27 protein-coding genes, 1 tRNA gene and 3 pseudogenes are annotated in these 24,375 nt (G+C 73.3%); 11 read left to right on the top strand and 20 right to left on the bottom strand.

The window, feature by feature from the left end; translation table 11 throughout:
* Together KPF47_RS23520 and KPF47_RS23515 are read right to left on the bottom strand one after the other, a co-directional pair.
* A partial coding sequence (locus KPF47_RS23520; RefSeq protein ID WP_224390992.1) for a transposase occupies window positions 1–209 on the bottom strand: 209 nt, incomplete at its 3' end.
* 64 nt (window positions 210–273) lie between these two features.
* Window positions 274–567: pseudogene (locus tag KPF47_RS23515) on the bottom strand (transposase); the annotation flags it as partial.
* Between the two features lie 177 nt (window positions 568–744).
* On the opposite strand from KPF47_RS23515, the gene KPF47_RS23510 reads away from it, so the two are divergent.
* Window positions 745–1,584, top strand: coding sequence for an IS5 family transposase (locus KPF47_RS23510; protein WP_224386569.1), 840 nt, complete (start codon window positions 745–747; stop codon window positions 1,582–1,584).
* Window positions 1,585–1,615: 31 nt separating this feature from the next.
* On the opposite strand, the pseudogene KPF47_RS23505 reads toward KPF47_RS23510, so the two are convergent.
* Window positions 1,616–2,208 (bottom strand): annotated as a pseudogene (locus KPF47_RS23505) (plasmid pRiA4b ORF-3 family protein).
* Between the two features lie 238 nt (window positions 2,209–2,446).
* Here KPF47_RS23505 and KPF47_RS23500 point away from each other — a divergent pair.
* Complete coding sequence (locus tag KPF47_RS23500; RefSeq protein ID WP_224390991.1) at window positions 2,447–3,871, top strand: NF041680 family putative transposase; 1,425 nt, start codon at window positions 2,447–2,449, stop codon at window positions 3,869–3,871.
* Window positions 3,872–4,159: 288 nt separating this feature from the next.
* On the opposite strand, the gene KPF47_RS23495 is transcribed toward KPF47_RS23500, so the two are convergent.
* The 3 genes from KPF47_RS23495 to KPF47_RS23485 all read right to left on the bottom strand — a co-directional run bounded on the left by KPF47_RS23495 (window position 4,160) and on the right by KPF47_RS23485 (window position 7,060).
* The gene (locus KPF47_RS23495; protein ID WP_224390990.1) at window positions 4,160–5,044 is read right to left on the bottom strand and encodes a GGDEF domain-containing protein; all 885 of its coding nucleotides are present in this window, start codon (window positions 5,042–5,044) and stop codon (window positions 4,160–4,162) included.
* A gap of 156 nt (window positions 5,045–5,200) precedes the next feature.
* A complete protein-coding gene (gene dusB / locus KPF47_RS23490; protein ID WP_308015467.1) occupies window positions 5,201–6,322 on the bottom strand; it encodes a tRNA dihydrouridine synthase DusB in 1,122 nt (373 codons plus the stop codon).
* Window positions 6,323–6,430: 108 nt separating this feature from the next.
* Window positions 6,431–7,060 carry a superoxide dismutase family protein gene (locus tag KPF47_RS23485; protein WP_224390988.1) on the bottom strand — a complete coding sequence of 210 codons (630 nt, stop codon included), beginning with the start codon at window positions 7,058–7,060 and terminating at the stop codon, window positions 6,431–6,433.
* Window positions 7,061–7,342: 282 nt separating this feature from the next.
* On the opposite strand from KPF47_RS23485, the gene KPF47_RS23480 reads away from it, so the two are divergent.
* A tRNA-Lys gene (locus KPF47_RS23480) sits at window positions 7,343–7,415 on the top strand.
* Between the two features lie 61 nt (window positions 7,416–7,476).
* Here KPF47_RS23480 and KPF47_RS23475 read toward each other — a convergent pair.
* Entirely contained in the window at window positions 7,477–7,884 is a 408-nt protein-coding gene (locus KPF47_RS23475) for a VOC family protein (protein ID WP_224390987.1), read from the bottom strand.
* A 537-nt stretch (window positions 7,885–8,421) separates the two neighbouring features.
* A complete protein-coding gene (locus KPF47_RS23470) occupies window positions 8,422–9,003 on the bottom strand; it encodes a DinB family protein (RefSeq protein WP_224390986.1) in 582 nt (193 codons plus the stop codon).
* 98 nt (window positions 9,004–9,101) lie between these two features.
* On the opposite strand from KPF47_RS23470, the gene KPF47_RS23465 reads away from it, so the two are divergent.
* Entirely contained in the window at window positions 9,102–9,695 is a 594-nt protein-coding gene (locus KPF47_RS23465; RefSeq protein ID WP_224390985.1) for a DinB family protein, read from the top strand.
* 42 nt (window positions 9,696–9,737) lie between these two features.
* A complete protein-coding gene (locus KPF47_RS40390) occupies window positions 9,738–10,694 on the top strand; it encodes an acetyltransferase (RefSeq protein ID WP_224390984.1) in 957 nt (318 codons plus the stop codon).
* Window positions 10,695–10,803: 109 nt separating this feature from the next.
* On the opposite strand, the gene KPF47_RS23455 is transcribed toward KPF47_RS40390, so the two are convergent.
* Window positions 10,804–11,244: an NUDIX hydrolase gene (locus KPF47_RS23455; RefSeq protein ID WP_224390983.1), complete on the bottom strand. Its 441-nt coding sequence runs from the start codon at window positions 11,242–11,244 to the stop codon at window positions 10,804–10,806.
* Window positions 11,245–11,276: 32 nt separating this feature from the next.
* Between KPF47_RS23455 and KPF47_RS23450 the strand changes: the two genes are divergently transcribed.
* Window positions 11,277–11,630, top strand: coding sequence for a TraR/DksA C4-type zinc finger protein (locus KPF47_RS23450; protein WP_224390982.1), 354 nt, complete (start codon window positions 11,277–11,279; stop codon window positions 11,628–11,630).
* On the opposite strand, the gene KPF47_RS23445 is transcribed toward KPF47_RS23450, so the two are convergent.
* From KPF47_RS23445 to KPF47_RS23425, 5 genes are all read right to left on the bottom strand, one after another.
* Complete coding sequence (locus KPF47_RS23445) at window positions 11,590–11,841, bottom strand: hypothetical protein (RefSeq protein ID WP_224390981.1); 252 nt, start codon at window positions 11,839–11,841, stop codon at window positions 11,590–11,592. The genes KPF47_RS23450 and KPF47_RS23445 overlap by 41 nt on opposite strands.
* Entirely contained in the window at window positions 11,838–13,217 is a 1,380-nt protein-coding gene (locus KPF47_RS23440; RefSeq protein WP_224390980.1) for a HAMP domain-containing sensor histidine kinase, read from the bottom strand. The genes KPF47_RS23445 and KPF47_RS23440 overlap by 4 nt, the downstream gene beginning before the upstream one ends.
* Before the next feature lie 12 nt (window positions 13,218–13,229).
* A complete protein-coding gene (locus KPF47_RS23435; protein WP_224390979.1) occupies window positions 13,230–13,976 on the bottom strand; it encodes a response regulator transcription factor in 747 nt (248 codons plus the stop codon).
* Window positions 13,977–14,293: 317 nt separating this feature from the next.
* Window positions 14,294–14,719, bottom strand: coding sequence for a DUF4383 domain-containing protein (locus tag KPF47_RS23430; protein WP_224390978.1), 426 nt, complete (start codon window positions 14,717–14,719; stop codon window positions 14,294–14,296).
* A 102-nt stretch (window positions 14,720–14,821) separates the two neighbouring features.
* The gene (locus KPF47_RS23425; RefSeq protein WP_224390977.1) at window positions 14,822–15,709 is read right to left on the bottom strand and encodes a nicotianamine synthase family protein; all 888 of its coding nucleotides are present in this window, start codon (window positions 15,707–15,709) and stop codon (window positions 14,822–14,824) included.
* A gap of 118 nt (window positions 15,710–15,827) precedes the next feature.
* Here KPF47_RS23425 and KPF47_RS23420 point away from each other — a divergent pair, with 118 nt between their 5' ends.
* The 4 genes from KPF47_RS23420 to KPF47_RS23405 are packed head-to-tail and all read left to right on the top strand — an operon-like array spanning window position 15,828 to window position 17,458.
* Window positions 15,828–16,157: a multidrug efflux SMR transporter gene (locus tag KPF47_RS23420; protein WP_224390976.1), complete on the top strand. Its 330-nt coding sequence runs from the start codon at window positions 15,828–15,830 to the stop codon at window positions 16,155–16,157.
* Window positions 16,150–16,377: a TetR family transcriptional regulator gene (locus tag KPF47_RS23415; RefSeq protein ID WP_224390975.1), complete on the top strand. Its 228-nt coding sequence runs from the start codon at window positions 16,150–16,152 to the stop codon at window positions 16,375–16,377. Before KPF47_RS23420 ends, KPF47_RS23415 begins: the two co-directional genes overlap by 8 nt.
* The gene (locus tag KPF47_RS23410; RefSeq protein ID WP_224390974.1) at window positions 16,374–16,703 is read left to right on the top strand and encodes a hypothetical protein; all 330 of its coding nucleotides are present in this window, start codon (window positions 16,374–16,376) and stop codon (window positions 16,701–16,703) included. The genes KPF47_RS23415 and KPF47_RS23410 overlap by 4 nt, the downstream gene beginning before the upstream one ends.
* A 29-nt stretch (window positions 16,704–16,732) precedes the next feature.
* Window positions 16,733–17,458 carry a metal-dependent transcriptional regulator gene (locus KPF47_RS23405; RefSeq protein WP_224390973.1) on the top strand — a complete coding sequence of 242 codons (726 nt, stop codon included), beginning with the start codon at window positions 16,733–16,735 and terminating at the stop codon, window positions 17,456–17,458.
* Window positions 17,459–17,474: 16 nt separating this feature from the next.
* On the opposite strand, the pseudogene KPF47_RS23400 reads toward KPF47_RS23405, so the two are convergent.
* From KPF47_RS23400 to KPF47_RS23390, 3 genes and pseudogenes are all read right to left on the bottom strand, one after another.
* Window positions 17,475–19,129 (bottom strand): annotated as a pseudogene (locus KPF47_RS23400) (BCCT family transporter).
* 240 nt (window positions 19,130–19,369) lie between these two features.
* Window positions 19,370–19,915: a Dps family protein gene (locus KPF47_RS23395; protein ID WP_224390972.1), complete on the bottom strand. Its 546-nt coding sequence runs from the start codon at window positions 19,913–19,915 to the stop codon at window positions 19,370–19,372.
* Window positions 19,916–19,951: 36 nt separating this feature from the next.
* Complete coding sequence (locus KPF47_RS23390; protein WP_224390971.1) at window positions 19,952–20,101, bottom strand: hypothetical protein; 150 nt, start codon at window positions 20,099–20,101, stop codon at window positions 19,952–19,954.
* A gap of 101 nt (window positions 20,102–20,202) precedes the next feature.
* Here KPF47_RS23390 and KPF47_RS23385 point away from each other — a divergent pair, with 101 nt between their 5' ends.
* Window positions 20,203–21,144 (top strand): ring-cleaving dioxygenase, encoded by a 942-nt coding sequence (locus tag KPF47_RS23385; RefSeq protein ID WP_224390970.1) that lies wholly within the window; start codon window positions 20,203–20,205, stop codon window positions 21,142–21,144.
* A gap of 18 nt (window positions 21,145–21,162) precedes the next feature.
* Here the strand turns inward: KPF47_RS23385 and KPF47_RS23380 are convergent, their stop codons facing one another.
* Genes KPF47_RS23380 through KPF47_RS23370 form a run of 3 tightly spaced genes read right to left on the bottom strand, consistent with a single transcriptional unit; the run spans window position 21,163 to window position 24,283 of the window.
* On the bottom strand, window positions 21,163–21,525 hold the full coding sequence (locus KPF47_RS23380; protein WP_224390969.1) for an STAS domain-containing protein: 363 nt from the start codon (window positions 21,523–21,525) through the stop codon (window positions 21,163–21,165).
* On the bottom strand, window positions 21,522–22,640 hold the full coding sequence (locus KPF47_RS23375) for a B12-binding domain-containing protein (RefSeq protein WP_224390968.1): 1,119 nt from the start codon (window positions 22,638–22,640) through the stop codon (window positions 21,522–21,524). The genes KPF47_RS23380 and KPF47_RS23375 overlap by 4 nt, the downstream gene beginning before the upstream one ends.
* Window positions 22,637–24,283 carry a PP2C family protein-serine/threonine phosphatase gene (locus tag KPF47_RS23370; RefSeq protein WP_224390967.1) on the bottom strand — a complete coding sequence of 549 codons (1,647 nt, stop codon included), beginning with the start codon at window positions 24,281–24,283 and terminating at the stop codon, window positions 22,637–22,639. Before KPF47_RS23370 ends, KPF47_RS23375 begins: the two co-directional genes overlap by 4 nt.
* Window positions 24,284–24,375 lie beyond the last annotated feature (92 nt).

Here is a 24,375-nt window from a genome sequence, read left to right as displayed (position 1 = left end):
CTTTCGGAGTTCGACGATCTCACTTTTCTCGCGCTCGACAGACGTGTGGAGCGCGGGTCACCGTCGTCTGCGTCGGCCTGGGAGACCCAGTTCCGCAGACACGACTCCGACAACGACAGGTCCTTGGCGATTTCCGAGATCGGCTTGACCTTCGAACGGGCCAGGTCGATAGCGCGTTGCCGGAACTCCGGCGGGTGAGGAGCGGGCACGAACGACATCCTTCCCGGCGGACGGCGTCCGCCTCAGGACAGGTGTCCGGTACCAGGGGCCAAGCTCATAACCGGCCAGCGCGGTGCGGAGCAGTTCCTCGCTGACTCCCGCGGTGGCCCAGTCATCGAGACGGCGGCGGATCGTGCGGTCCGAGCAGCCGGGGGTGGCAATGCGTTCGTAGCCGCTGCCGTGCACCAACGCCGCGAGCACGTGCTCGAACACCAGGCGGTCGGGGATACGGCGGCGGTGACATCCCCACGGATGGGCCGGGTCGAACTCCGGGCGCCGCTCTGCCTCGATCAGGGCAGCGAACTCGACCCAGAGGGGGTCGATCAGCGATTCTGGCAATAGAGGCACGGACCCTCCAGGCGACCATCAGGACATCAGCAATCCCATGATCACTTGCAGGTCCGTGTCTCTACCAACACCGACACACGGCCACCTCTACTGCCGGACGCTCTAATAAGAGGTCGTTTCAGAAGTCGGCGTGTCGGTCCTGTGTGGATCGGCGCTGGTAGCTGATCATGTCCGGTCGTGGCGCGGCGATCTTGTGTCGAGCGATTGGTGAGCGACGAGCTGTGGGCGCTGGTGGAGCCGCTGCTGCCCAAGCCGCGCAAGCACAAGCGGGGACGGACAGGCCGTCCGCGGGTGCCGGATCGGGCCGCTCTGGCCGGGATCGTGTTCGTGCTCAAGACCGGGATCAGCTGGAACGCGCTGCCCGCCGAGCTCGGCTGTGGGTCCGGAGTGACCTGCTGGCGGCGGCTACGGCAGTGGCAGCAGGCCGGGGTCTGGGCCCAGCTGCACCGGGTGATGCTCGACCGCCTCGCCCAGCAGGGCCTGCTGGACTGGTCGCGGGCGGCGGTGGACAGCGTGAGCGTGCGGGCCAAGCGCCGCGGCGAGGCCACCGGGCCCTCGCCGACCGATCGCGGGAAGGCGGGCAGCAAGTACCACGTGCTCTGCGACCGAGGCGGGCTCCCGCTGCATGCGCTGGTCACCGGGGCGAACACCCACGACAGTCGGATGCTCGCCCCGCTGCTGGACACCAACCCCGGCGTCCGCGAACGGGCGGGACAGCCGGGGCGTCCGCGACGTCGGCCGGACAAGGTGCACGCCGACAAGGGCTACGACTATCCCCGCTGCCGCCGCTACCTGAGTGGGCGTGGGATCGGGGTGCGGATCGCCCGGCGCGGGATCGAGGACTCCACCCGGCTCGGGCGGGTCCGCTGGGTCGTCGAGCGCACCATGTCCTGGCTGCTGGACTTCCGCCGCCTCGCGCTGCGCTACGACCGCGCCGAATCCACGATCACCGCGCTGTTATCGCTGGCCTGCGCCCTGATCTGCCACCGCCGCCTCACCAAGCCGAAGCCGAAGTGATGGTCGACCCAGCCCTCGCTGAGGCACTCGCCTACGAGGTCGGGGCCAGCGGCCGCCAGGCCAGCCACTCCAAGGCCCGGTCGGCCTCGTCAGGGTCGAAGCGGTGCGGGTCGAACGGCCCGCCCGCCCACTCCAGGCGCTCGGCGCGGTCGGGATGGTCAGGGTCGGCGAGCACGGCCTGGAAGTCCTCATACCCCCGATCCCGCCGACGTCCTCGGGCGGGCACGCCCCCTGCCCGGCGACGCATCGCGGATAGCACACTCCCGGCTCGACGGCCGCGACCGCCTCGACGGTGATCTCGTGGGCCCAGTTGTCACCGAAGTCGTAGACGTAACCGAACCGGTCACCAGCCTTGACCAGCCGAAACAGCTTCTCTTTCGTCTCGTCGGCGACATCCTGTCCGGGCCAGTCCGGGTCTGGGATCCCGTAGCGGCGCCCGACGATCTCGAACTCGTGCAGATGAGAGTTCGTCCAGCCCATCACTGACTGCACCACCTCGTGCAACACCGCCAAGTCGACCTCGCCCGGCACCTGCACCCGACGCCGGACCGCCGGCACCACCTCGGTCAGGACGATCTCCAACTCGAAAATCTTCGTCTTCTCAGACACACGAGGCGCGACCATCAGCCGATGCTGCCAGCCCCGCCGTCACCGGCAGAACCGGGCCCACCACTTCTGAAACGACGTCTAAGCTTGATCTTTAACCTTCCGGAGCTGCTGCTGGGAGGTTGATGTAGTTCGGGCGGCGTGTCGGCGGGACATGGGTACGGCCACCGCTTGATCATCTTCGGGTTCCTTCCACAGAACATCGAAGACGAAAGCGGTGGCCGTGGTGGTCAGTGTGGCTTCTGCCGGGCCAGTGGTGCTCGGTGACACTCCGGTCGGGCGGGGTGATCTTGCCGGGTTTCGGCAGGAGTTCTACGCGTCGTTGACTGCGCGAGCGGATGCGCTGTTCGAGCTCACCGACGCCGTGTTGTGCGCGGACGGCCCGGTTCGCTCGCTACCGGAGCTGACCTTGGTGGCTGAGCACCGTCGCGGGCACGGCGCGATGTACGACGCGTTGGCCTGTGGCAGGATCTCCGCCCGGAGGCTGCGCCGGGTGCTGGCCGGTCTCCCGTTGCCCCGTGCCGTCGACGGTCGGATCGTGCTCGCCGTGGATGTCAGCCCGTGGCTGCGCCCGGACGCTACGACCAGCGATCAGCGGCTGTTCTGCCATGTCTACGGACGCGGAAAGGGCAACGCGCAGCTGATCCCGGGCTGGCCATACTCGTTCGTCGCCGCCCTGGAGACGGGCCGGACGTCGTGGACGGCGGTCCTGGACGCGGTTCGACTCGGCCCGGCCGACGACGCCACCGCGGTGACCGCCACCCAGCTACGCGCGGTCATCGAGCGACTGACCAGCGCCGGGCACTGGCGCCCCGGGGACCCGGACATCGTGATCGTCACCGACACCGGATACGACATCACCCGCCTCGCCTACGTACTGGCCGATCTGCCCGTCGAGCTGGTCGGACGACTGCGCTCGGACCGGGTCCTGCGCCTGCCCAAGCCGCCACGGCTGCCCGGCACGACCGGGCGCCCACCCAAGCACGGCCCGGAGATCGCCTTGAACCGGCCCGCCACCTGGATCGAACCGGTGCACACCACGACGACCAAGACCACCCGCTACGGCACTGCCGTCGCGACCAGCTGGGACCGGGTCCACCCCCGGCTGACCCGGCGCACGTGCTGGATCGACCACGCCGGCGAACTGCCGATCATCGAGGGCACCCTGCTCCGGCTGCAGGTCGACCACCTACCCGGCGACCGCGACCCGAAGCCCGTGTGGCTATGGAGCTCCGCCACCGACGCGAGCGCCGCCGACGTGGACCGCCGGTGGCAGGCGTTCCTCCGCAGATTCGATCTCGAGCACACATTCCGCCTGCTCAAGCAGACCCTCGGCTGGACAACCCCGAAGCTGCGCACCCCCGAAGCCGCCGACCGCTGGACCTGGCTGATCATCGCCTCCCACACCCAACTCCGCCTGGCCCGACCACTGGCCGCCGACCTACGCCGCCCCTGGGAACGACCCGCCGCCCCCACCCGGCTCACCCCGGCCCGGGTTCGCCGCGCCTTTCGGAACATCCGCGCGCGGACCGTCCTCCCGGCCAGTGCACCGAAACCCAGCCGACCCGGTCCCGGCCGCCCACCCGGCTCCCGCAACCGGCACACCCCGACCAGCCACGACGTCGGGAAAACGGTCAAACGCGACCGCACCATCACCGCGCGACGACAACACACAGGTTAAAAACCAAGCTAAGAGGCCGTTTCAAAACGACTTGTCGAGTTTCCATTGACCCCTCGACGACAGATCAAACGGCAGGTCAGATAGCCGCTTGTCGTCTACAACAGACACGTCGACCTCGTTCTGAAATGACCTCTAAGAGCGTCCGGCAGTAGAGGTGGCCGTGTGTCGGTGTTGGTAGAGACACGGACCTGCAAGTGATCATGGTATTGCTGATGTCCTGATGATCGCCTGGAGAGTCCGTGCCTCTACCTGCAACGACACCCCCACGACCTCATTTGCCGGGCGCTCTTATTCGGCCCGGATCGACGTGGGTGGTGCGGGGCGCGAGGCGCCCTGCTCCGGTTGGGGGATCGACCGTCGTCCGGCTGCCGCACCGGCCAGGCTCACCCGGCCGTCGGTGTCGCGGTGAGCGACGGCGTTGCGACCGGCCTGTTTCGCCGTGTAGAGGAGCACGTCGGCCTCGGTGACGAGCGCCTCGACGTCGTCGTCGCCGGGCCGGGACCAGGCGACTCCGATGCTGATCGTCATCCGCAGGTCCGGGTGCAGGTCGCTCCAGTCGTGCGCGGCGACGCTCTCGCGGGCGGTCTCGCAGGCCGCGACGCCCTCCTCGGCCGTCAGCCCGGGCAGGACCAGCGCGAACTCCTCGCCGCCGTAGCGGGCACAGAACGCACCGGGCGGCAGTGCGCGGCCGAGCTCCAGCACCATCCGCTGCAGGACCCGGTCCCCGAACGGGTGTCCGTGGGTGTCGTTGACCAGCTTGAAGTGGTCGATGTCGGCCAGCGCCAGGCAGACCGGCAGGTCGGTGCCCGCGGTGAGCAGGTCGGTCAGCCGCTCGTCGAGGTAGCGCCGGTTGTACGACGCCGTCAGGCTGTCGCGCCGGCTCTGCTCACGGGCCTCGGCGTGCTCGCGCCGGAGCCGGTCCAGCTCGTCGGCGGGGCTCGGTGCGGCGAGGCCGTGCAGCAGCCGGACGGCCTCGCGCAGGTGCAGGTACGCCTGCTCGTAACGGCGGTGCTCGGCGAGCCGTTCGGCGGCCGCGGTGTGCAGGGCCGCCCGTGCCGCGGGGGAGGCAGGGGCGAGATCGTCACCGGGGGCGTCGGGATCCGGCGCGGGCGGCGGGCCGACGCGGCGCGCGGACCGTACGAGCCTGCGCACCGTCCATGCGGTGTCGGTCATGGTCCACCTCCCCGTCGTTCCGCCGTTGCGGCGCCACTGGACCTGTTCATCGGTGACACCTCCGGGACGCTTGAGGCGTGCGGGGCGTCGGCACCCGTTCGGCACCGTGGTTCCCCCGGGACGGGGTAATGCGTGATCGCCCCGGGGTCGCCGTGATCAACCTCCGGAGTGCTCCACGTCCGCCCCGAAGGGGATCGACGGGTCGTCCGGGTCGTCGAGCCAGTGCTCGGGCAGCACGACCCGACCGGGGGACCCCTGCCGGCCGCGCGGTCCGTCGGCCTCGGCGGGGAACGGCTCCTCCGGGTCCAGCCCGGACAGCAGCTCGTCGAGGTGGTCGATCGACTCGACCATCCCGAGGCTGCGCCGCAGCTCCGGGCCGACCGGGAACCCCTTGAGGTACCAGGCGATGTGTTTGCGCACGTCGCGGATGCCCTTGTGGTCGCCCATGTGCTCGCACAGCAGCACGGCGTGCCGGCGCAGCGTCGCGGCGACCTGGCCGAGGTTCGGCGGGGCCGGCAGCTCACGTCCGGCGAAGGCGGCCTCCAGGTCGCCGAACAGCCACGGTCGGCCGAGGCAGCCCCGGCCGACCACGACGCCGTCGCACCCGGTCCTGGCGACCATGTCCAGCGCATCCTGGGCGGAGAAGATGTCGCCGTTGCCCAGCACCGGGATGTGCGACGGCACGGCCTCACGCAGTCGCGCGATCTCGCTCCAGTCCGCGGTGCCGGAGTAGCGCTGGGCGGCGGTGCGGGCGTGCAGCGCGACGGCGACCGCGCCCTCGTCGACGGCGATCCGCGCGGCCTCGAGGTGCGTGGGGTGCTCGTCGTCGATACCGATGCGCATCTTCACCGTGACCGGGCGGTCCCCGGCGCCGGTGACCGCGGCGCGCACGATCCGGCGGAACAGCTCCCGCTTGAACGGCAGCGCCGCCCCACCACCGCGACGGGTGACCTTCGGGACCGGGCAGCCGAAGTTCATGTCGATGTGGTCGGCGAGGTCGCGCTCGACGATCATCTCCGCCGCGCGCTGCATCGAGACCGGGTCGACGCCGTAGAGCTGCATGGAGCGGGGGTGCTCGTCCGCATCGAAGGCGATCATGCGGAAGGTCAGCGGGTTCTTCTCGACCAGCCCGCGGGCGGTGATCATCTCGCAGACGTAGTAGCCGGCGCCCTGCTCGCGGCACAGCCGTCGGAACCCGGGGTTGGTGATGCCGGCCATCGGCGCGAGCACCACGGGGGTGTCGACCTCGAACGGGCCGATGCGCAACGGCGGCAGCACGCGGTCACGGCGGGCGGGGGTGTCCGTCCGCGCGTCGCGGACGCTGTCCAACACGGTCACGCCGTCCAGTGTCCCAGGTCCCCGGAACGGCGCCGACCTGGGCGTCGCTCAGAAGTCGACGGTGGTGCAGCCCGGTCGTCCGCCCGCGGTTCCCGCGTGCCCGGCATGGGTGGCGGTCGGCTCCTCGTGGAGGACCACGGACTCCGCGCGCCGGTCGTCCGGGAAGACCCACGGGTCGGTGCTGGTCGACTCCCCGGCGCCGTTCGCGTCGGTGGTCACGTCGAGCCAGATCTCGTTCATCGGGTTGGCGTACGACGGGTCGACGCTCGGCGTCACCGGGTCCTCGGAGAACTGGTAATGCGGGCCCGCGTCGGCGCCCGCGGCCGCGGTGCAGGGCTGCGTGTGCGCGTGCGCGCCGTAGGTCCGGTTCGGCACCAGACCGCTCACCCGCAGCGTGGTGACGGTCGAGCCGTCCTGCTCGGCGCTGGTGACCGTGACGGTCGCCCCGGCCGGGACGAGCGTCGGGTCGTAGGTGAACGCCGGCCCCTCCCCGCCCCGGGCCACGGTCGCGGTCACCTCGGTGCCCGCGGCCGGCGATGCCGGCGGCTGCCCGCCACCGCAGGCGGTCAGGACGAGCGCGGTGGCGGCGAGCAGGGAGGCCGAGGCGAGGGAACGCGTGTGGATCACGGCGATGATGATCGCTGCCCGTGCCGGTCCGAGCAGTCCGGAACCGGGCACCACGGCACGTTCCACCGCTTCGTGTGGTGGTTACGGTCGGTTCCGGTGTCTCTCCGGAGCCGGTCCGTCCAGGCCGCGGGGCCGGTGGTCCCGGATGTCCTCCGGGACAGGGGATCCGCTCGGCCGTCGGGAGGCCCGGGGGCGCCCCTGCGACACCCGACACGGTGACGGTGTCGCGACGACGGGATCGACGGTTGCAGACGGTAAGGTGCTGATCCGGTTCACCGCGATCGGCCGGGGGTATCCGGTGGTGGACACGCCCGCCTGTACCGGGGACGGTCGGGGCCTCTAGCTCAATCGGCAGAGCAGCGGACTTTTAATCCGCGGGTTCGGGGTTCGATCCCCCGGGGGCCCACATTCTCCCAGGTCACAGCGTCGCTGCCTGGTCGCGACCACGATCAAGGGACCTTTTTGGGTCACTTCTCGTGCTCGGGTGATGCCTGCGGCGTCGCCGCTGCGGCCGGTGTGGCGATACAGAACGGGTGTCCGGCGGGGTCGATCAGGACCCGGAACCGTGCGGCGTCGGGCTGGACGGCAGCAGGGACGGCGCCGAGCGCGGTCAGCCGCTGCTCGGCGTGATCGAGATCGTCGACGGCGATGTCCAGGTGCGCACGGAGAGTCCCGCCGTCGGGCCACTGGCTGGGACGGCGGTGGGAGACGCGTTGGAAGTCCAGGCGTGCTGTGCCGTCGCACGTGAGCACGACGAAGTCGTCGTTGGATGCGTGCAGCTCCCCGCCGAGAACGTGGCGGTAGAACTCGGCCAACTCTTGCGGATCAGGGCAGTCGAGAGTGACGGCGACCAGCCTGCCCAGTGCGTGAGACATCGGTTCTCCTGCTCGCTCTCGGGGTTGCGGACGATGCTTGCAGGACATCTGCCGTCGGCAGGGCACCCAGGTTGTGGCACACGTGCCGTGGCCCGGACCGCCGCTCAGCCGGGCGATGTGACGAGGTCTTGACGCCAGTGGCGACGATGCCTATCTTCTTCCTCGAATTTCGGACGGCTCGAACGCCAGAGGGACGGCGAAGGATCGGGACGAGCGGGAGGGTGATCATCAGAGAAGCCCCCGAACATCTGGATCAATAGCATCTGTCTGCAACGCGGGGCCCGGCCTGAAGGCCGGGCCCCGCTCCGTTCAGCGGCCCGTCGGACTGCCCGCACCACGCCCGAGGAACCGGACCGATGCGGGAGGCCACCACCTCCGGTGCGAGTGCACTGGTCGTCGCCCTGGGCCCGCGGCCGGTTCTCCTGCGCGGTCCGGTCGCGCGACGGGTCGGGTCGTACGTCGATCGGGTCCGGCGACCGGTACCGGCCCTGCGGCCCGGAGACGGTGGACGGAACACCCCCGAGCCGGCCCGGAGGGTCAGCGGGACGCCTGCCGCGCGGCCGACTCGACCCGGCCGACGTACCGCTCCCACCATGCGCGGTCCTCCGACGGCAACGACGACGAGCCCTCCCGGTGCCCGGCCGCCCCGTCGAATCCCTCGCGGATGACGTCCGCCTGCCCCGCGTGCCGGTGCGTCTCGCCGAGCATGCGGACCACGACGTGGTGCAGGGTGATGTCCGCGCGATCACGGGGCCAGTGGGGCACGCGTCCCCGGGTGTCCAGCGGCAGCTCGGTGACGATCCGGTCGGAGTGGGCGCCGACCCGGCGGTAGCGCGCGACCAGCTCGTCACGCTGCTCGTCGGCGCCTGCCCACATGTCCTCGTTCTCCCACGGATCGAACGTGTCGAGGTAGGCGAGGTCGGCGGACGGCCGGTCGAACGTCCGGGCGAAGTACAGCAGTTCGCAGCTGGTCAGGTGCTTGACCAGGCCGAGCAGGTTGGTGCCGGTGGGCGTCGCGGGGCGGCGGACGGTGTACTCGTCGAGCCCGTCGAGCTTCCAGACGACGGCGTCGCGGGCCTCGTTGAGGTACCGCAGCAGGTCACTCTTCCGGCTGTCCATGGGGGAACGGTCCCAGGGGGTACCGACAGTTCCGGGGCGGAGCGCGTGGCGGATCGGGTGCCGGGGCGGACGCCGCCCGCTCGTGACAGGGTGTCCCCATGATCGGGCCGGACCTGAAGACGGATCTGCACGACCATCTCCGCGCCGCGCGCAGCACCGTCGTCTGGAAACTCGACGGGCTCGACGGGCTCGACGAGTACGACGTCCGGCGGCCGCTCGTCGCCACGGGCACCAACCTGCTCGGGATCGTCAAGCACCTCGCCACGGTGGAGTGGGGGCACTTCGGTGCCGCGTTCGGCCGCCCCGACCCGCCGTCGCTGTCGTGGACCGCGGAGACGGCCGAACCGGACGCGGACATGTGGGCCACCGAGGACGAGAGCCGGGCCGAGCTGATCGAGCTGTACCGCCGGGTGTGCGCCGCGTCCGACGCCGTCATCGCCGACCACGACCTCGACGCCGTCGGCCACGTGCCGTGGTGGCCCGAGCCGACCCGCACGGTGACCCTGCAGCACATGCTGATCCACACCATCGCCGAGGCACACCGCCACACCGGGCACGCCGACATCGTCCGCGAGCTGGTCGACGGCTCGGCCGGCTACACGGACGGGGTCGGCCTCGTCGCCCGCGAGGGCCCGGCCGAGCGCCGACGGCACCGCGACCGGCTCGAGGCGATCGCGCGCCGGGCCCACTGACCGCGGGCCCCACCCGCTCGACGGCCCTGCCAGGCTGTCCCGGTGAGCGACGACCACCTCCCCACCGTCCGCGCCGCCACCGCCGCCGACCATCCCGCACTCGTCCGTGTCTGGCGTCGCGCCGTGGAGGCCACGCACACGTTCCTCACCCCGGCCGACGTCGACGCGATCGAGCACGAGGTCCGGACGGCGGCCCTGCCCGCGCTGGCCGTCTCCGTCGCCCAGCGCGACGACGGCACGCCGATCGGCTGGATCGGGGTGCACGGCGACCGGGTCGAGGCGCTGTTCGTCGACCCGTCGTCCCACCGCCGCGGCGTCGGGTCCGCGCTGCTGGCCGCGGCCACCGACGGGATGGCGCACGTCGAGCTGGACGTGAACGAGCAGAACCCCTCCGCGCTCGCCTTCTACACGCGCCACGGGTTCGTCCGCACCGGACGGTCCGAGCGCGACGGCCGGGGGCGCCCGTTCCCGCTGCTGCACCTGCGCCGGGAGCCGTCGCGCCTGCCCGAGCCCACCGACCCGGCCCGCTCCGCGGCCGCCCTGCTGCTGACCTATCTCGACTTCTACCGCTCCCGCGTCCTCGACACCTACGCCGGGCTCCCCGAGCCCGACCGCACGGGCAGCCGGCTCCCGAGCGGCTGGTCACCCGCCGAGCTGCTGCACCACCTGCGGTGCATGGAGCGCCGCTGGCTGGAGTGGGGTTTCGTCGACGCCGCCCTCCCCGACCCGTGGGCCGACCACGTCGACGGCCGCTGGCACCTCCCGCCCGACGCCACCTCCGACGGGCTCACCGCCGCGCTCGCGGCGCAGGGCAGGCGCACCCGCGAGATCACCGAGGCGGTCGGGCCCGGGGCGGTGGGGGTACCGAGCGAGCGGTGGCGCGGTGCCCGGCCCGGGACGATCGAGCGGACGCTGCTGCACGTCGTGCAGGAGTACGCCCGTCACCTGGGGCACCTCGACATCGTCGCCGAGCTCGCGACCGGGGCCGTCGGGGAGTAGACCGCCGATCCCCGGGGCCGGGGCGCGGCGTCACGCCCCGGTCGATCAGTACCCGACCGTCGTCGACGCCCGGCCGGACAGCGCTCGCGTACCGATCGACGGGGCTCGCTCAGTGCCCGACGCGGTGCAGGTCCCAGCCGTCGAGGGCGACGCCCGGGTGACGCCAGGCGTGGCGCACGGCGGCGGTGGGGGCGAACAGCGGGTCGGGCAGTGCGTCGGGGTCCGCCCAGGTCCAGGCGTCGATCGCGTGCGGCTCGGTCACCCGCAGGCCGGCCCCCTCGGGTGCGGGCACGTGGACCGCGAAGGTCACCCCCGAGCCGTCGAGCCGTACACACACCGCGAACAGCGTCCCCGTCGGCGCGACGACGCCCGTCTCCTCCGCCAGCTCCCGCAGCGCGGCCGCGACGACGGGCTCCCCGCCCTCCAGGTGCCCGCCCGGGAACGACCAGCTCGGTGTCTCACCGGCGGTGACGCGATGTCCGACCGCGACCGCGCCGTCGTCGCGCCGGAGGACGACACCGACACCGGACACGGGACGCGACAGGGGCACCAGGACAGTCTGCCGGGGCGCATCCTGGTGCGGTGGACCCCACCTCCCTCGCCGCCGCCCGCGCCCGCGCCCGCGAGTGGCTGGCGTCGCTGCGCCGGGAGCTGGACGCCCTCGCCGAGCAGCAGTCCCTGACCAGCCACGACGACGAGCACGATCCGGAGGGCGTCACGATCGCCGTCCAGCGTGCACAGCTGCAGGGCCTGCTCGAGGCCGCGGAGCGGGAGAGCGAGGAGCTCGACCGCGCCGCCGACCGGATGGCGGCCGGCAGCTACGGCCGGTGCACCGTCTGCGGCGGCCCGATCGCGCCCGAGCGCCTGGAGGCGCTGCCCGCCGCGCGGACCTGCATCAGCTGTGCGTCGGACCCGCGCCGGCGACGTCGTCGCTGACCGGCTGCGGCGCGAGCCCGGTGGTGCCGCCGGCGGCCGTCGGACGTGGCGGGACCACGTGTGCGGTGGCGGGTGGGAGCACGGTCAGCGTCGGGGTCGGCGACGGCGTCCCGGTGGCCGGGTCCAACGGCTCCGGCTCGTCCTCCAGCGTCACCCCGCACCCGCCCACGAGCAGCAGCCCCAGCAGCGTCGCGCACAGCCGCGTCCTCACGTGCCCACCCCCGGCAGCTCGACGACGACCCGGGCCCCGCCGCCGGGTCGTTCCTCCACCCACACCCGCCCGTCGTGCCTGCGCACGTGCGCGGCGACCAGGGACAGCCCCAGGCCGGTCCCCCCGCCGTCGCCGCGGCTGCCGGCCAGGGTGCCGCGGGCGAACCGTTCGAACACCGCCAGCCGTTGCTCGGGCGGGATGCCGGGGCCCGCGTCGTCGACCTCGATCCGGGCGGCCCCGTCCCGGGCGGCGACGCCGATCCGCAGCGCCCCGCCACCGTGCGCGTCGGCGTTGTCGAGGAGGTTGCCCAGGATCTGGTCGAGGCGACGGCGGTCGACCCGCACGGTCACCGGCTCGGGGGCCTCGACCTCGGCGGGATGCGCGCCGCCGCGCACCGCGACGAGGCCCCGGACCAGCTCCCCGAGATCGCCGTCCTCGCGTTGCAGGGTGTCGCTGCGCGAGATCTCCAGCAGGTCCAGGACCATCCGGCGGAAGCGCTGGATCTCGCCGTCGAGCAGCTCCACCGCCTCCCGCGCGGTCGGGGCGAGCTCGTCGCGCCGCCGGGTCAGCACCGCGGCCGCGTTCACCAGCGTCGTCAACGGTGAGCGCAGCTCGTGCGAGACGTCCGCGGCGAACCGGGCGTCGCGCGACACCCGTTGCTCCAGGTCGTCGGCGGTCCGGTTGAAGGTCGCGACGAGCGGGGCCAGCTCGGCGTCGGTGCTCGAGGGCAGCCGCGCGGTCAGGTCGCCCCCGGCGATCCGCGCCGCGGCCCGGGTCACCGCGGTGAGCGGCAGCAGCGCGCGCCGCCCGGCCCACTGGCCCAGCGCGAGCCCGAGCAGGGCGCTCACCGCGACCCCGGTGAACAGCACGACGCTGAGGAACTTCAGGTTGGCGTCGAGCCGCTGCATCGGGAAGACCTCGACGAACACGTCCCCGCCCGGCATCGGCGCGGCGACGACGACGCTCGGCATCCCCGCCACCATCACCCGCTGCCGCGCCCCGGTCCCGTTCTCCGCCAGGTCCAGCACCCCCGCCGGCAGGGCCCCGGGGTCGACCTCGCGGCCGCTGGTGGTCCAGGCGCCGCCCCGGCGCAGCGCCACGGTGGTGTCGGGGGTGCCCGCCAGGCCGGTCAGCAGGTCGTCGAGACCGCCGACGTCGGCGGTGTCGGCCATCGCCCGCTCGACGAGCTGCAGGTTCACCGCGAGCTGCCGGGTGGCGCTCTCCACCCGCTGCTCGACCAGGTAGTACGACGCGAGGTTCCAGGTGACCGTCGCGAACAGCCCGGTCACCACCAGGGACACCCCGGCGAACGCGACGCCGACCCGGTGACGCAGCGGAAGCCGTCCCAGCGGCAGTCGGTCCAGCACGGACCGCATCCTGCCGCGCGCTCACCCGCCGCGGCCCGACACCGGTGCGACGCCCGGCGCCGGGGCGTCCGGCCCGGCGTCACCGACCTTGTAGCCGGCGCCCCGCACCGTCAGCACCAGGGCCGGCCGGTCCGGGTCGATCTCGACCTTGCGTCGCAACCGCCGGACGTGGACGTCCAGCAGCCGGGTGTCTCCGTGGTACTCGTAGCCCCACACCCGCGACAGCAGCTCGTCGCGGGTGACGATCCGCCCGCCCGCCGCGGCGAGCTCGGCGAACAGCCGGAACTCGGTCCGGGTCAGGTGCACCGGGACACCGTCGCGGAACACGGTGCCCTCGTCCGGGCGCAGCTCGACGTCGCCGACCGCGATCCGGCGCGGCGCCGCGGGGGTCGGCCGCCGCCGGCGCAGCAGCGCCCGGATGCGGGCGGCCAGCTCGCCGGCCACCAGCGGCTTGGTCACGTAGTCGTCGGCGCCGGCCTCCAGCCCGGCGATGACGTCGGCCGAGTCCGAGCGCGCGGTCACCATGATGATCGGCAGGTCACCGGTCTCACGCAGCCGCCGGCAGACGGTGAGACCGTCGATGCCCGGCAGCATGAGGTCCAGCAGCACCAGGTCGACGCCAGGGCGGGCGGCACTGACCAGGGCCTGCTCGCCGGTGTGCACGGCGTCGACGTCGACGCCCTCGTCGCCCAGGGCGAGACCGAGCGCACGCCCGATCCGGACGTCGTCGTCGACCAGCAACACCCGGGTCCGGCCCTGTTCGCTCATGATGAGGGCGATTCCACCGGATGCGGGCCGGTCCCGTCGACCTCGCCGCCGGGGCGGCGGAGATCGTCAGGCGATCGCAAGCCCGGAGGCTGCGTGACGGCGGCGCCGCAGCGCCAGCAGGTCTGCGGCGGCCCGCCGTCGTCGGTGGGCGAGGGCATCGCCCCGCAGTCCGCGCAGAGCCGGTCCAGCCAGCACACCGGGTCGCCGACCCCGGCCTCGCGGCCGGGGGCGGGGTGTCGTCCGGTGACCGGGGTCCCGGCGGACGGTGTGTCGGGCACACCGCCATCGGACCACGGGGGTCACGCCCCGTCCAGGTCTCAGGCCGTGACGGCTCCACGGCGGGCCGGGCGCACCACGGGACGGCCGCGCAGCAGCGTCGCGCAGCCGACCATCGCGACCGCGACGACGACCAGGGCCGCTCCGACGGCGTCCAGGGCGACCAGTGCGCTCAGCAGCGCGACCGCGCCACCGAGCACGAGCACCACCCGGGACGCGACCGCGGAGCGGGCGCCTGCCAGCCCCACCAGTCCGGTCACCAGGTGCAGCACGTTCTGCAGTACCGACACCGGGAGCAGCGCGGCGAGCACCGCGGTGCCCGCACCGGGCAGCACACCGAGTTCACCGGAGGTGACGCCCGGGACGAATCCCAGCACACCGACCAGCAGGAACGCCGCCGCGAACAGCGCCGCGACCGGCTGTACCGGGGTGAAGGGCCGGGAGAACCCGCCCGTGGTCCGCATCATGGTCCGACCTCCTCGGTCCGTCGTCGTCCGGCGCGCCGCTGCGCCCGTGTCGGAGCCCGGTTGCCCGGCCGGAGACGCTCCGAACCGCGGGAGCGACGCACCTCACGTGGCGGCGCGGGCCACCAGGACCGAGTTGACGACATCGGTGCGCGGATGCACCTCGAGGAGCACGTCGAGCGCGGGGAGGTCGGCCGGGACGATCTCCGGGTACAGCAGCGTCCGCAGGCCGGCGGCCGACCGCACGAGCAGCGTCGCGCCGGGGCCGGTCGCGGTGACCAGCCGGGTGGTGATCGCCGCCTTGGCGGCGGCGTCGGTGCCGACCAGTGCCCCGACCAGCACGAGGTCGGCCCGCCCCAGCTCGTCGGCGAGCGCGGGGGACAGACCCGGCTCGTCGAGGTCGGCGACCAGGCTGCCGACCCGCCCGTCCAGGCCGAGCGCGGCGACCACGGCGTCACCCGCGTCGGCCGCCGCCGGGTCCCGGTCGACGTGCAGCACCCGCGCGCCGTGCTCGGCGGCCAGCACCACGCCGGTCAGCGGGAGCGGGCCCGACCCGAGCACCACGACGCGGCGCGGGGCGGGCAGCCCGACCGCGGTCAGCGCGGCGAGCTCCAGCCGGACGAGGTCGTGGTAGTTGCCGAGGTAGGGGAACCGGTCCAGCTCGGCCCGGGGGGCGGGGGCGGCGGCGATCCGGCCCGCCCAGTGGCGTTCCATGTGACCCTCGCCGGTCGCGGCGAGGGTGCGCAGGGCGTCCGAGTGCGGGGCGACCCGCGCCAGGACGCCCTCGGTACAGCCCGCCGGCGGGAAACAGCAGAGCCCGACGAGCTCGCCGAAGGCCGCGTCGGTCTCCGGCGCGGGCCGCAGGTCGGTGCGCTCCAGCCGTCGTCGCAGTTCCCCCAGACGGGCCGCGACGGCGGTGACGGCGCCGTCGTCGCGGTGACGGCGGGGTGCGGGGAAACCGGGCGCGGTCGTCCGACTGCTCTGCGTGGTCACGGTGATCCACCGTAAGCCAACGACAACCATTTCGTGTTCGGTCGTCCGGGTGGCGGGAAACCTGAGCGAACGCTCCACAATGACGGTTCGCAACGGACAGAGGGGGAGGAGCCCGGCGATGTGGGGATGGCTCGCGCTCGCGATCGGCGCCGAGGTCACCGGAACGGTGGCGCTGAGGTTCTCGCAGGGCTTCAGCAGGCTGGTGCCCTCGATGGTCACGGTGGTCGGCTACGGGCTGGCCTTCTGGTCGCTGTCCCAGGCGCTCAGCCGCGGGATGGCACTCGGGATCGCCTACGGCACCTGGGCCGCGGCGGGGGTGGCGCTCGTCGCGCTGATCGGGGTGTTCTTCCTCGGCGAGTCGCTGACCTGGATCCAGTTCGGTGGGATCGCGCTGGTGATCGCCGGGGTGCTCGCCCTGGAGCTGGGCGGCACGACCGCGCATGCCTGATCCGGCGGCACCGGACGCCCCGGACGCCGACGGCCGGCGCCGCCGGGGGGACCGGCGCCGTCGCGAGCTGATCGAGGCGACGCTGCGGCTGGTCGGCGCGGGCGGGGTCGCCGCGGTCAGCCAGCGGGCGGTCGCCGCGGAGGCGGGGGTGCCGCCCAGCTCGGTCTTCTACTACCACCCCAGCGCGACGCGCTGCTCGTCGCGACCCTCACGGCGGTGAACGACCGCTGGATCGCCCGGCTCGACGAGGTCTCCGCCCCCGGCGACCTCGTGGAGCTCGTGGAGGGCTGCGCCCGGCAGGAACACACCCTGGCCATCGCCGAGTACGAGCTGTTCCTGCTGGCCGCCCGGCGCCCCGACCTGCGCGGCGAGCTGGACCGCTGGGACGTCGCGCTCGACGCGGCCACCGGCAGGCTCCTGCCCGCCGACGCCGACCGGCGCGCCCTGCTGGCCGCCGCGGTCAACGGGCTCAGCCTGGTCGCGGCGCTCGGCTCGCCGGTCGACCCCGGTCTGCTGGCCCGGCTCTGCGCGGCCGGGGGCGTCTGAGGCACCGGCGCCGGGATACCGTGGTGGGCATGAGCGCGGAGCGCCTCTCGGAGTCCGTGGAGAACTACCTGAAGACCATCTTCCTGCTCTCGGAGCGGTGGGAGGGGTCGGTCGGGGTCTCCGCGCTGGCCGAGCGGCTGCGGGTCTCCTCACCGTCGGCGTCGGGGATGGTGCGCAAGCTCGTCGACGCCGGACTGGTCGACCACGCCCGCTACGCCGGGATCACGCTCACCCCGGCCGGACGGGCCTCCGCGCTCGCGGTGGTGCGCCGGCACCGGCTGCTGGAGATGTTCCTGGTCACCGAGCTGGACCTGGCCTGGGACGAGGTGCACGAGGAGGCCGAGGAGCTCGAGCACGCGGTGTCGGACCGGCTGCTGGACCGCATCGACACCCGGCTCGGGCACCCGCGGTTCGACCCGCACGGTGATCCGATCCCGGCCCGCGACGGCACCATGCCCGTGATCCACGCCCGCCGGCTGCCGGACCTGCGCTACGGCGAGGGCGGCACCCTGGTGCGGGTCGACGACACCGACCCCGAGGTGCTCCGCTTCCTCGACGCCCACGACGTCCGCCTCGGCGACCGCGTCGACCTGCTGGCCCGCAGGCCGTTCGAGGGGCCGTTCGTGGTGCGGCTGCGCCGCTGCCGGGAGCAGGCCCGCCCCGTCGCGGGCGACGGCGGCGCCGAGCACGAGTGGGGCCCCACGCTGGCCATGGCCCTGTGGGTCGGCGCCGCCGAGGGGGCCGGCTCGGACTGAGCCGGCCCCACCCGGGTCAGACCGGGTCGCGCCCGGGACGCTCCCCACCGGACGGGGACGTGGACGTGGTCGCCACCGCCGGGGTGGTCGCGAACTGGGCGACGGTCGTCTCCGACAGCAGCGGGTCCTCGGTCTCGGGCTCGGGGCTCGAGCCGGTGACCGGGTCCCCGTCCTCCGACGGCGGGGTGGCCCGTCTGCTGCTCTCCCGCAGTCCCAGGGCCGGTGACGGCTCGGCGGGGAGCGCGACGACGAACCGCTCGTCGCGCAGGGCCCGGGTCAGCCCGACCGCCATCAGGACGAGCACGAGCCCGAGCGGCAGCCCGGCCACGATCGCCGCCGTCTGCAGCGCGGAGAGCGCGTCCGTGCCCGAGACCGCGCCCGCGGTGAGCAGCACCGCCGCGATGACGCCCTCCAGGACCGCCCAGAACAGCCGCTGCTGCCAGCGCGGGTTCGGGTCGCCCCCGTTGGTGAGGATGTCGACGACCAGCGACCCGGAGTCCGACGACGTGGCGAAGAACAGCACGACCACGAAGATCGTCAGCAGCGACGCCAGCAGGATCACGAACCCAGGCACCGGCAGCTGGGCGAGCAGCACGTAGATGGCCGTCTCCGGCGCGGCCTCGGCGAGCGGGTCGGCCGGGTCGGCCTGCACGAGCTCCAGCGCGCTGTCACCGAAGACGGTCAGCCACACCATCGAGGCGCCGACCGGCGCGAACAGGCAGCCCGCGACGAAGTTGCGGATGGTGCGGCCGTAGGAGATCCGGGCCAGAAACATCCCGACGAACGGCGACCACGAGATCCACCAGCCCCAGTAGAACAACGTCCACGAGCTCTGCCACTCCGCCGCGGTGCCGTTGCCGCCGTCGGGGAAGGTCTCGAACGACAGGCCGGGAACCTCCTGGACGTAGGTGCCGATGTTCGCGGCGAGGCTGTTCAGCAGGTCCCGGGTGGGGCCGAAGAAGAACACGAACAGCATCAGCGCGAGCGCGAGCCACAGGTTGATCAGCGCCAGCCGCCGGATGCCCTTGTCGAGGCCGAGCATCAGCGAGGTGATCGCGATCGCGGTGATGGCCGCGATGAGCACGACCTGCAGCGTGGTCGTGTTCTCCCAGCCGAACACGGCGTCCAGGCCCGCCGCGACCTGCTGGGCGCCGATGCCGAGCGAGGTGGCGAGGCCGAACAGCGTGCCGAACACCGCGATGATGTCGACCAGGTAGCCGGGCCAGCCGTTGATCCGGTCCTTCAGGATCGGGTACAGCGCGGCCGCCGGGCGCAGCGGCAGACCCTTGCGGAAGGCGAAGTAGCCCAGCGACAGGCCGAGCACGATGACGGGTGCAGGCCCCAGTGGAAGAACGTGTAGAGCATCGCGTTCCGCGCGGCCTCGGGCGACGACCCGTCCCCGGTGGGCGGCGCGGTGAAGTGCGAGATCGGTTCGGACACCGCGTAGAACACCAGGCCGATGCCCATACCCGCGGTGAACAGCATTGCGAACCAGGAGACCGTGCCGTACTCCGGCGTCGAGTCCGACGGGCCGAGCTTCACCCGCCCGTACCGCGAGGCCATCAGCACGATCACGAAGACCAGGAAGCCGGTCGCGGAGAAGATGTAGAGCCAGCCGAGCGTGTCGGTGATCCAGGTGTTCACCGAGTCGGCGACCGCCCCGAGCGACATCGGGGAGAGGACCCCCCACAGTACGAACGCCACCGCCAGCACGGCCGAGGTGACGAAGACGGGAGGACTGGTGTGCTCCCGCAGGTATCGGACGATCAACTGTTTCCCCCTCGGCATGGATGTGCGTCGCCGACACCTATCACGATCGGGGCGTTCCGGTCATATCGGACGAACGCACGACGGAGGGCCGGCCCCGCGCGATGCGGGACCGGGCCTCCGGGGCCGAACCGGCCGGGTGGGTCAGCGAGCGGCGTCGGCGGCTCCCGCCTCGCCCCCCGTGCCCTGGGTGTTCAGCGAACCGTCCGCGTTCTCCAGGTGCGCCCGGACGAACCACTGGTACTGCTCGAGCTCGCCCGCCTGGGCGATGAGCATGTCCTCGGTCACCGGGTCGAGCGCACCGACCTTCTCGATCTGGGTGCGGTGGTCGGAGATGACGCCGGTGTAGACCACGTCGAGCGCGCCGAGGTGGGCGATGGCCTGGTCGCGGCCGATCGAGTAGTCGTCCCAGGTGCGGTCCTTGACCAGCGCGCCCGGGGCGCCGTTCGGCGAGCCGCCGAGGGTGGCGATGCGCTCCGCGCCGTCGTCGACGAACCCGCGGACGGCCTCCACCTGCGGGTCGAGCATCTCGTGCACCGCGATGAAGTTCGGGCCGATCACGTTCCAGTGCACGTGCTTGAGCGTGAGCTGGAGGTCGTTCAGGGCGTGCAGCCGGTGCTGGAGGATGTCGACGACCTGCTCGGCGTCGCCGCGCTCGAGGCCGGGGACGGTGTAACGGATCGTGGCCATGGTTCTGTGCGTTCCTTCCGTGACGGGATGCGGGGATCAGGACGCCGCAGGGCGCGGGTCGTCGTCCTCGACGGGCTGGGCGCCGAGGTGCACGCCGTCGCCGTCGGGGGTCTCGTCGACCGGTGTGTCGCTCTGCTCGGTCGGGACCGGGGTGTTCTCGCGCTGGTCCTTCTCGGGCGTCGTCATGCGAACCGGGTACCCCGGTCGGCGGGGTTTCATGTGCCGCGTCGGCGACACCGCGAACGGGTATCCGGAGCGGGTAGCCACCGGACACGAGGAGCCATCCGATGCCGATCAGCCCGCACGGCCTGCACCACGTCACCGCGATCGCCGGGGACCCGCAGGCCAACGTGGACTTCTACACGACCGTGCTCGGACTGCGGCTGGTGAAGCGGACCGTGAACTTCGACGCGCCGCAGGTCCACCACCTCTACTACGGCGACGAGGCCGGCCGGCCCGCCACGATCCTCACCTTCTTCCCGTGGCCCGACGTCGAGCCCGGCCGCCAGGGCGCCGGGCTGACGACGTCGACCGCGTTCGGCGTCCCGCCGGAGTCGCTGGGCTGGTGGCGGACGCGTCTGGCGGGCCTCGGCGTCGACGCCGACCCGCCGCGCACCCGGGACGTCCCCTCCGGGGCCGAGGAGGTGCTCACCCTGCGCGACCCGGACGGTCTGGTCATCGACCTGGTCGCCGCGCCCGGTGACACCCGCTCGGGCTGGGACGGCTGCGGGCACGTGCCCGCCGAGCACGCGGTACGCGGCCTGCACGCGGTCACCCTGTCCGAGTCCGAGCTCGAGCCGACCCAGCGGATGCTCGCCGACCTCGGCATGACCCACACCGGCGACGACGGTGCCCGCTCCCGTTTCCGGACCACCGGCGACACCGCGACCGCGGTCGACGTGCTCGGTGGCGCCGAGGGCCGTGGCGTGCAGGCCGGCGGCACGGTGCACCACATCGCGTTCCGGGTGGCCGACCGGGCCACCCAGGAGCGGTGGCGTACCGAGCTGGTCTCGCGCGGCCTGGAGGTCACCGAGATCCTCGACCGGCAGTACTTCACCTCGATCTACTTCCGCGAACCCGGGGGCGTGCTGTTCGAGATCGCCACCGACGAGCCGGGCTTCACCGTCGACGAGCCGCTGCTGGAGCTCGGCCGCGCGCTGAAGCTGCCGCCGTGGCTGGAGCCGGACCGGGCGACGATCGAGGCGAACCTGCCCACGCTGCGGGACTGACCGGGCTGGGTGGCCGGCTCAGGTGTCGAGCTTCTGCTCGCGGGCCCGGCCGCCGGCACCGGTCAGGTGCTCCAGGGTGCTCGTGACCCGCAGCAGCCGCTCCAGGGCGTCGCCGCGGTTGTCCAGGTGCAGCGCGGCGCCGGCGGTCCGGGTACGGCGTCGGATCATCAACAGCGACGACAGGCCGTAGGAGTCGCAGTACCCGACCCCGGCGCAGTCGATCCGCAGCTCCCGGACGGTGGGCCGGTCGCGCAGCAGGGCCCCCACCCCGTCGGTGAGGGCGTCGGAGCTGGCGTAGTCGAGGTCGCCGGACAGGGTGACCACGGCGAGGTCCGGAGCGGGACTGGTCCAGGTGAGGGACAGCTCTCGCGGGTCGCTCATGCGGGCCTTCCGGTTCGGTGCAGGGTCGTGGTGTCGGCGCCCTCGGTGGCGGCGCCGGCCGGGACGGGGCTCGGGGCGGCGGTGTCGCCGCCCGGGGTGTGGGCGGCGGACGCGCGGCGGAGCAGGTCCGAGGCCCGGGTGAAGTCGCGCAGCTCCTCGCCGAGCAGGTCCAGGGCCGGGACCAGCGCTCCGGCGGGTACCGACCGGGCCGCCAGCACCTCGGCGGTCCAGCCGAGGAACTGCTCGAACAGCTCGGCGTCGCCGGTGTAGAGCGCCACGGCGAGGAAGTCGACGATGTGCCGGACGTCCTCGGCGGTGTGCTGGTGCTGCGCGTCGCTGTAGTGGGCCATCGCCGGGATCCGCTCCGGCAGACGCGCCAGCACGGCGGCGACGAGCCGCGGCGCGTTCCGGGTGACCAGCGTGTACTCCTGGTCGGACAGGTGCGGCAGGTCGTCCATCGGCTGGGCGTGCGGGTGGGCGGGGGCGGGCAGCCCGTCGGCCAGGGTCTGTGCTGCGGCGCGCGCGTCCGGGGCCCAGGCGTCGGCTCCGAGGAGGCGGGCGTAGCGACCGTCCGGACCGAACGCCGCACCGCCGACGATCACCGGGACGCCCGTGGCCTGGCAGGCCGTGATCGTCGCGTGTGCGGTCGGGAGCCGGGTCGCGATCGACGAGGACAGCGCCACCGCGTCCGGTCCGGTCCGGTGCAGGTGGGTGATGAGGTGCGCGGTGGGGACCTGGGCGCCGAGGTAGTCGACGGTGAACCCGCGCAGCCGCAGCACCTCGGCCAGCAGCCGGGCGGGCAGGGCGTGCCACTCGCCGTCGACGCAGGCCACGGTCACCCGGCCGCGCCCGCCGTCGTGCCGGCCGCTGGTCAGCGACAGCGTGCTGATCACGCGCTCGTTGATCGCGGTCGCCGCGTGCTCCTGGGCGACGGAGATGCGGTTGGCGGCCCACTCACGACCGACCCGCTGCTGGACCGCGCCGATCACCTCGAGCAGCACGGTCTCGGCGTCGACGCCGTCGCGCAGCGCGTCGACGACGACGTCGACGGCGCTGTACTCGTCGCCGCGCAGCACCGCGTCCCACAGCAGATCCGGGTAGCGCTCGGTCGTCATGCGGTGTACCGACCCCGGCCCGACCCGCCCACCGCGGTGAGGTGCTGACCGCGCGGAGCGGTCACCGCGAGCACCGCCATGTCGTCGTGGGGGTTGCGCCCCACCCATTCGGTGGCGAGCATCTGCACCCGCTCGACGACGGCCTCGGCCGGCATCCCGGCGCACTCGGCGGCCGCCCGCTGCAGCCGTTCGTCACCGAACTGGTCGCGGCCCAGCGGGCCACCCTGCGCCTCGGTGATGCCGTCGGTGAACAGCAGGCACGTCTCGCCCGGCCCGAGGCGGGTCTCCCAGGTCGTCGCGTGGATGTCGGGGAGCGCGCCGATCAGCGTGCCGAGCGTGGCGGCCTCCTCGACGCGGCCGTCCGCCCGGATGATCAGCGGTGGCGGGTGGCCCGCGCAGGTGATGCGCACCCGTACGTCCGGGCCGGAGCGGGACACCGACGCGAGCACCAGCGTGACGAAGCGGGCGTGGTCGTCGGACAGCAGCGCGTTGTTGAGCAGGTGCAGCATCCGCAGGTGGTCGTCGGCCAGCGGCAGCAGCGCGTGCACGGCGCTGCGGATCTTGCCGGTGAGCACGGCGGCCTCGAGGCCCTTGCCACACACGTCCCCCAGCACGGCGAGGGTCTCCTCGGAGCCCTCCGCACCGGGGTGCACGTCGTAGAAGTCGCCGCCGACCCGATCGGAGTCCTGCGCGGGCCGGTACCCGCCGGCGAACTCCACACCGGAGACGTGATGCAGCGACGGGGGCAGCAGGTCGCGCATCAGGATCTCGGTGATCGAGGCCTGCTGGGCGAATATGCGGGCCGCGGACATCGCGAGGCCGGACCGGGCCGCGAACTCGCGCGCGGTGGCCTCCTCGCCCTCGCTGAACGGGCCGGTGCCGGCGCGGCGCAGCAGCACGATCGCACCGGCCGGGATGCCGTGGCCCGGCAGCGGGGTGACGACGATCGACCCGACCTCGCCGAAGCCGTCGGGGGTGACCCACGCCGGCGCGACGGCCGGGTCGATCCAGCGCGAGGGGACGGGCGGGAAGCCCTGGAGGGCCTCGGCGAGCCCGGGGACCTCGTCCGGGTCGATGCGCAGCGTGCGCTGTCGCGGGGCGTCGCCGGTCACGGCGGCGACGACCTGGAACTGGCCGCGGGCGCCGGGGGTCATCACGAGCGCCCCGTCGGCCAGCCCGCTCACGGCCAGCTGGGCGGTGACCTCCATGCACCGGGCGAGGTTCAGCGACCCCAGCAGAGCCGCCGAGGCCTCGGACAGGAAGGCGGCGCGCGCCTGCTCCAGGTGCAGCTCGTCGCGGATGGACCGGACGTCGGTGACGTCGATCAGCCACCAGGTGACCGATCCGTCCTCGTGCCGTACGGGCTGGGCCTCCAGCGCACGGCCGTCGACGATGTCGGAGAACGCGGTGGGGACGCCGCCTGCGGCACCCGCGGTGGCCAGCCAGGGCGCCACCCGCGACAACGGGCCGCCGGGGCCGGCCAGCGGCAGCAGCGCGCGGGCGGCGGCGTTCGCCTGGCGCACGGTCCCGTCGGCGTCGACGGTGAGCGCGGCACAGGGTGCGTCGGCCCAGCGCCGGTCGACCGTGCTCGGCGCGTCCGGGAGGACGGTCGCGTCGCCGGTCGTCGGCTCCAGTTCGGTCACATCAGCTCCTGGCCCGGGCGGGCCGGTCGTCGGCGCCCGGAGGACCGGGACGCTGAACGACCCACCGTACCCCGGACGCGACAGGCCCTCAC

The sequence above is a fragment of the Pseudonocardia sp. ICBG1293 genome (assembly GCF_020131355.1).
Classification (GTDB): Bacteria; Actinomycetota; Actinomycetes; order Mycobacteriales; family Pseudonocardiaceae; genus Pseudonocardia.
This window is presented reverse-complemented; position numbering and strand designations above follow the sequence as displayed.

Coding starts and splice junctions, on each gene's coding strand:
- KPF47_RS23495 (WP_224390990.1), bottom strand. CDS start 5,044: ATGACCGACACCGCATGGACGGTGCGCAGGCTCGTACGGTCCGCGCGC.
- KPF47_RS23475 (WP_224390987.1), bottom strand. CDS start 7,884: ATGTCTCACGCACTGGGCAGGCTGGTCGCCGTCACTCTCGACTGCCCT.
- KPF47_RS23470 (WP_224390986.1), bottom strand. CDS start 9,003: ATGGACAGCCGGAAGAGTGACCTGCTGCGGTACCTCAACGAGGCCCGC.
- KPF47_RS23465 (WP_224390985.1), top strand. CDS start 9,102: ATGATCGGGCCGGACCTGAAGACGGATCTGCACGACCATCTCCGCGCC.
- KPF47_RS23440 (WP_224390980.1), bottom strand. CDS start 13,217: ATGCGGTCCGTGCTGGACCGACTGCCGCTGGGACGGCTTCCGCTGCGT.
- KPF47_RS23435 (WP_224390979.1), bottom strand. CDS start 13,976: ATGAGCGAACAGGGCCGGACCCGGGTGTTGCTGGTCGACGACGACGTC.
- KPF47_RS23430 (WP_224390978.1), bottom strand. CDS start 14,719: ATGATGCGGACCACGGGCGGGTTCTCCCGGCCCTTCACCCCGGTACAG.
- KPF47_RS23420 (WP_224390976.1), top strand. CDS start 15,828: ATGTGGGGATGGCTCGCGCTCGCGATCGGCGCCGAGGTCACCGGAACG.
- KPF47_RS23415 (WP_224390975.1), top strand. CDS start 16,150: ATGCCTGATCCGGCGGCACCGGACGCCCCGGACGCCGACGGCCGGCGC.
- KPF47_RS23405 (WP_224390973.1), top strand. CDS start 16,733: ATGAGCGCGGAGCGCCTCTCGGAGTCCGTGGAGAACTACCTGAAGACC.
- KPF47_RS23395 (WP_224390972.1), bottom strand. CDS start 19,915: ATGGCCACGATCCGTTACACCGTCCCCGGCCTCGAGCGCGGCGACGCC.
- KPF47_RS23390 (WP_224390971.1), bottom strand. CDS start 20,101: ATGACGACGCCCGAGAAGGACCAGCGCGAGAACACCCCGGTCCCGACC.
- KPF47_RS23385 (WP_224390970.1), top strand. CDS start 20,203: ATGCCGATCAGCCCGCACGGCCTGCACCACGTCACCGCGATCGCCGGG.
- KPF47_RS23380 (WP_224390969.1), bottom strand. CDS start 21,525: ATGAGCGACCCGCGAGAGCTGTCCCTCACCTGGACCAGTCCCGCTCCG.
- KPF47_RS23375 (WP_224390968.1), bottom strand. CDS start 22,640: ATGACGACCGAGCGCTACCCGGATCTGCTGTGGGACGCGGTGCTGCGC.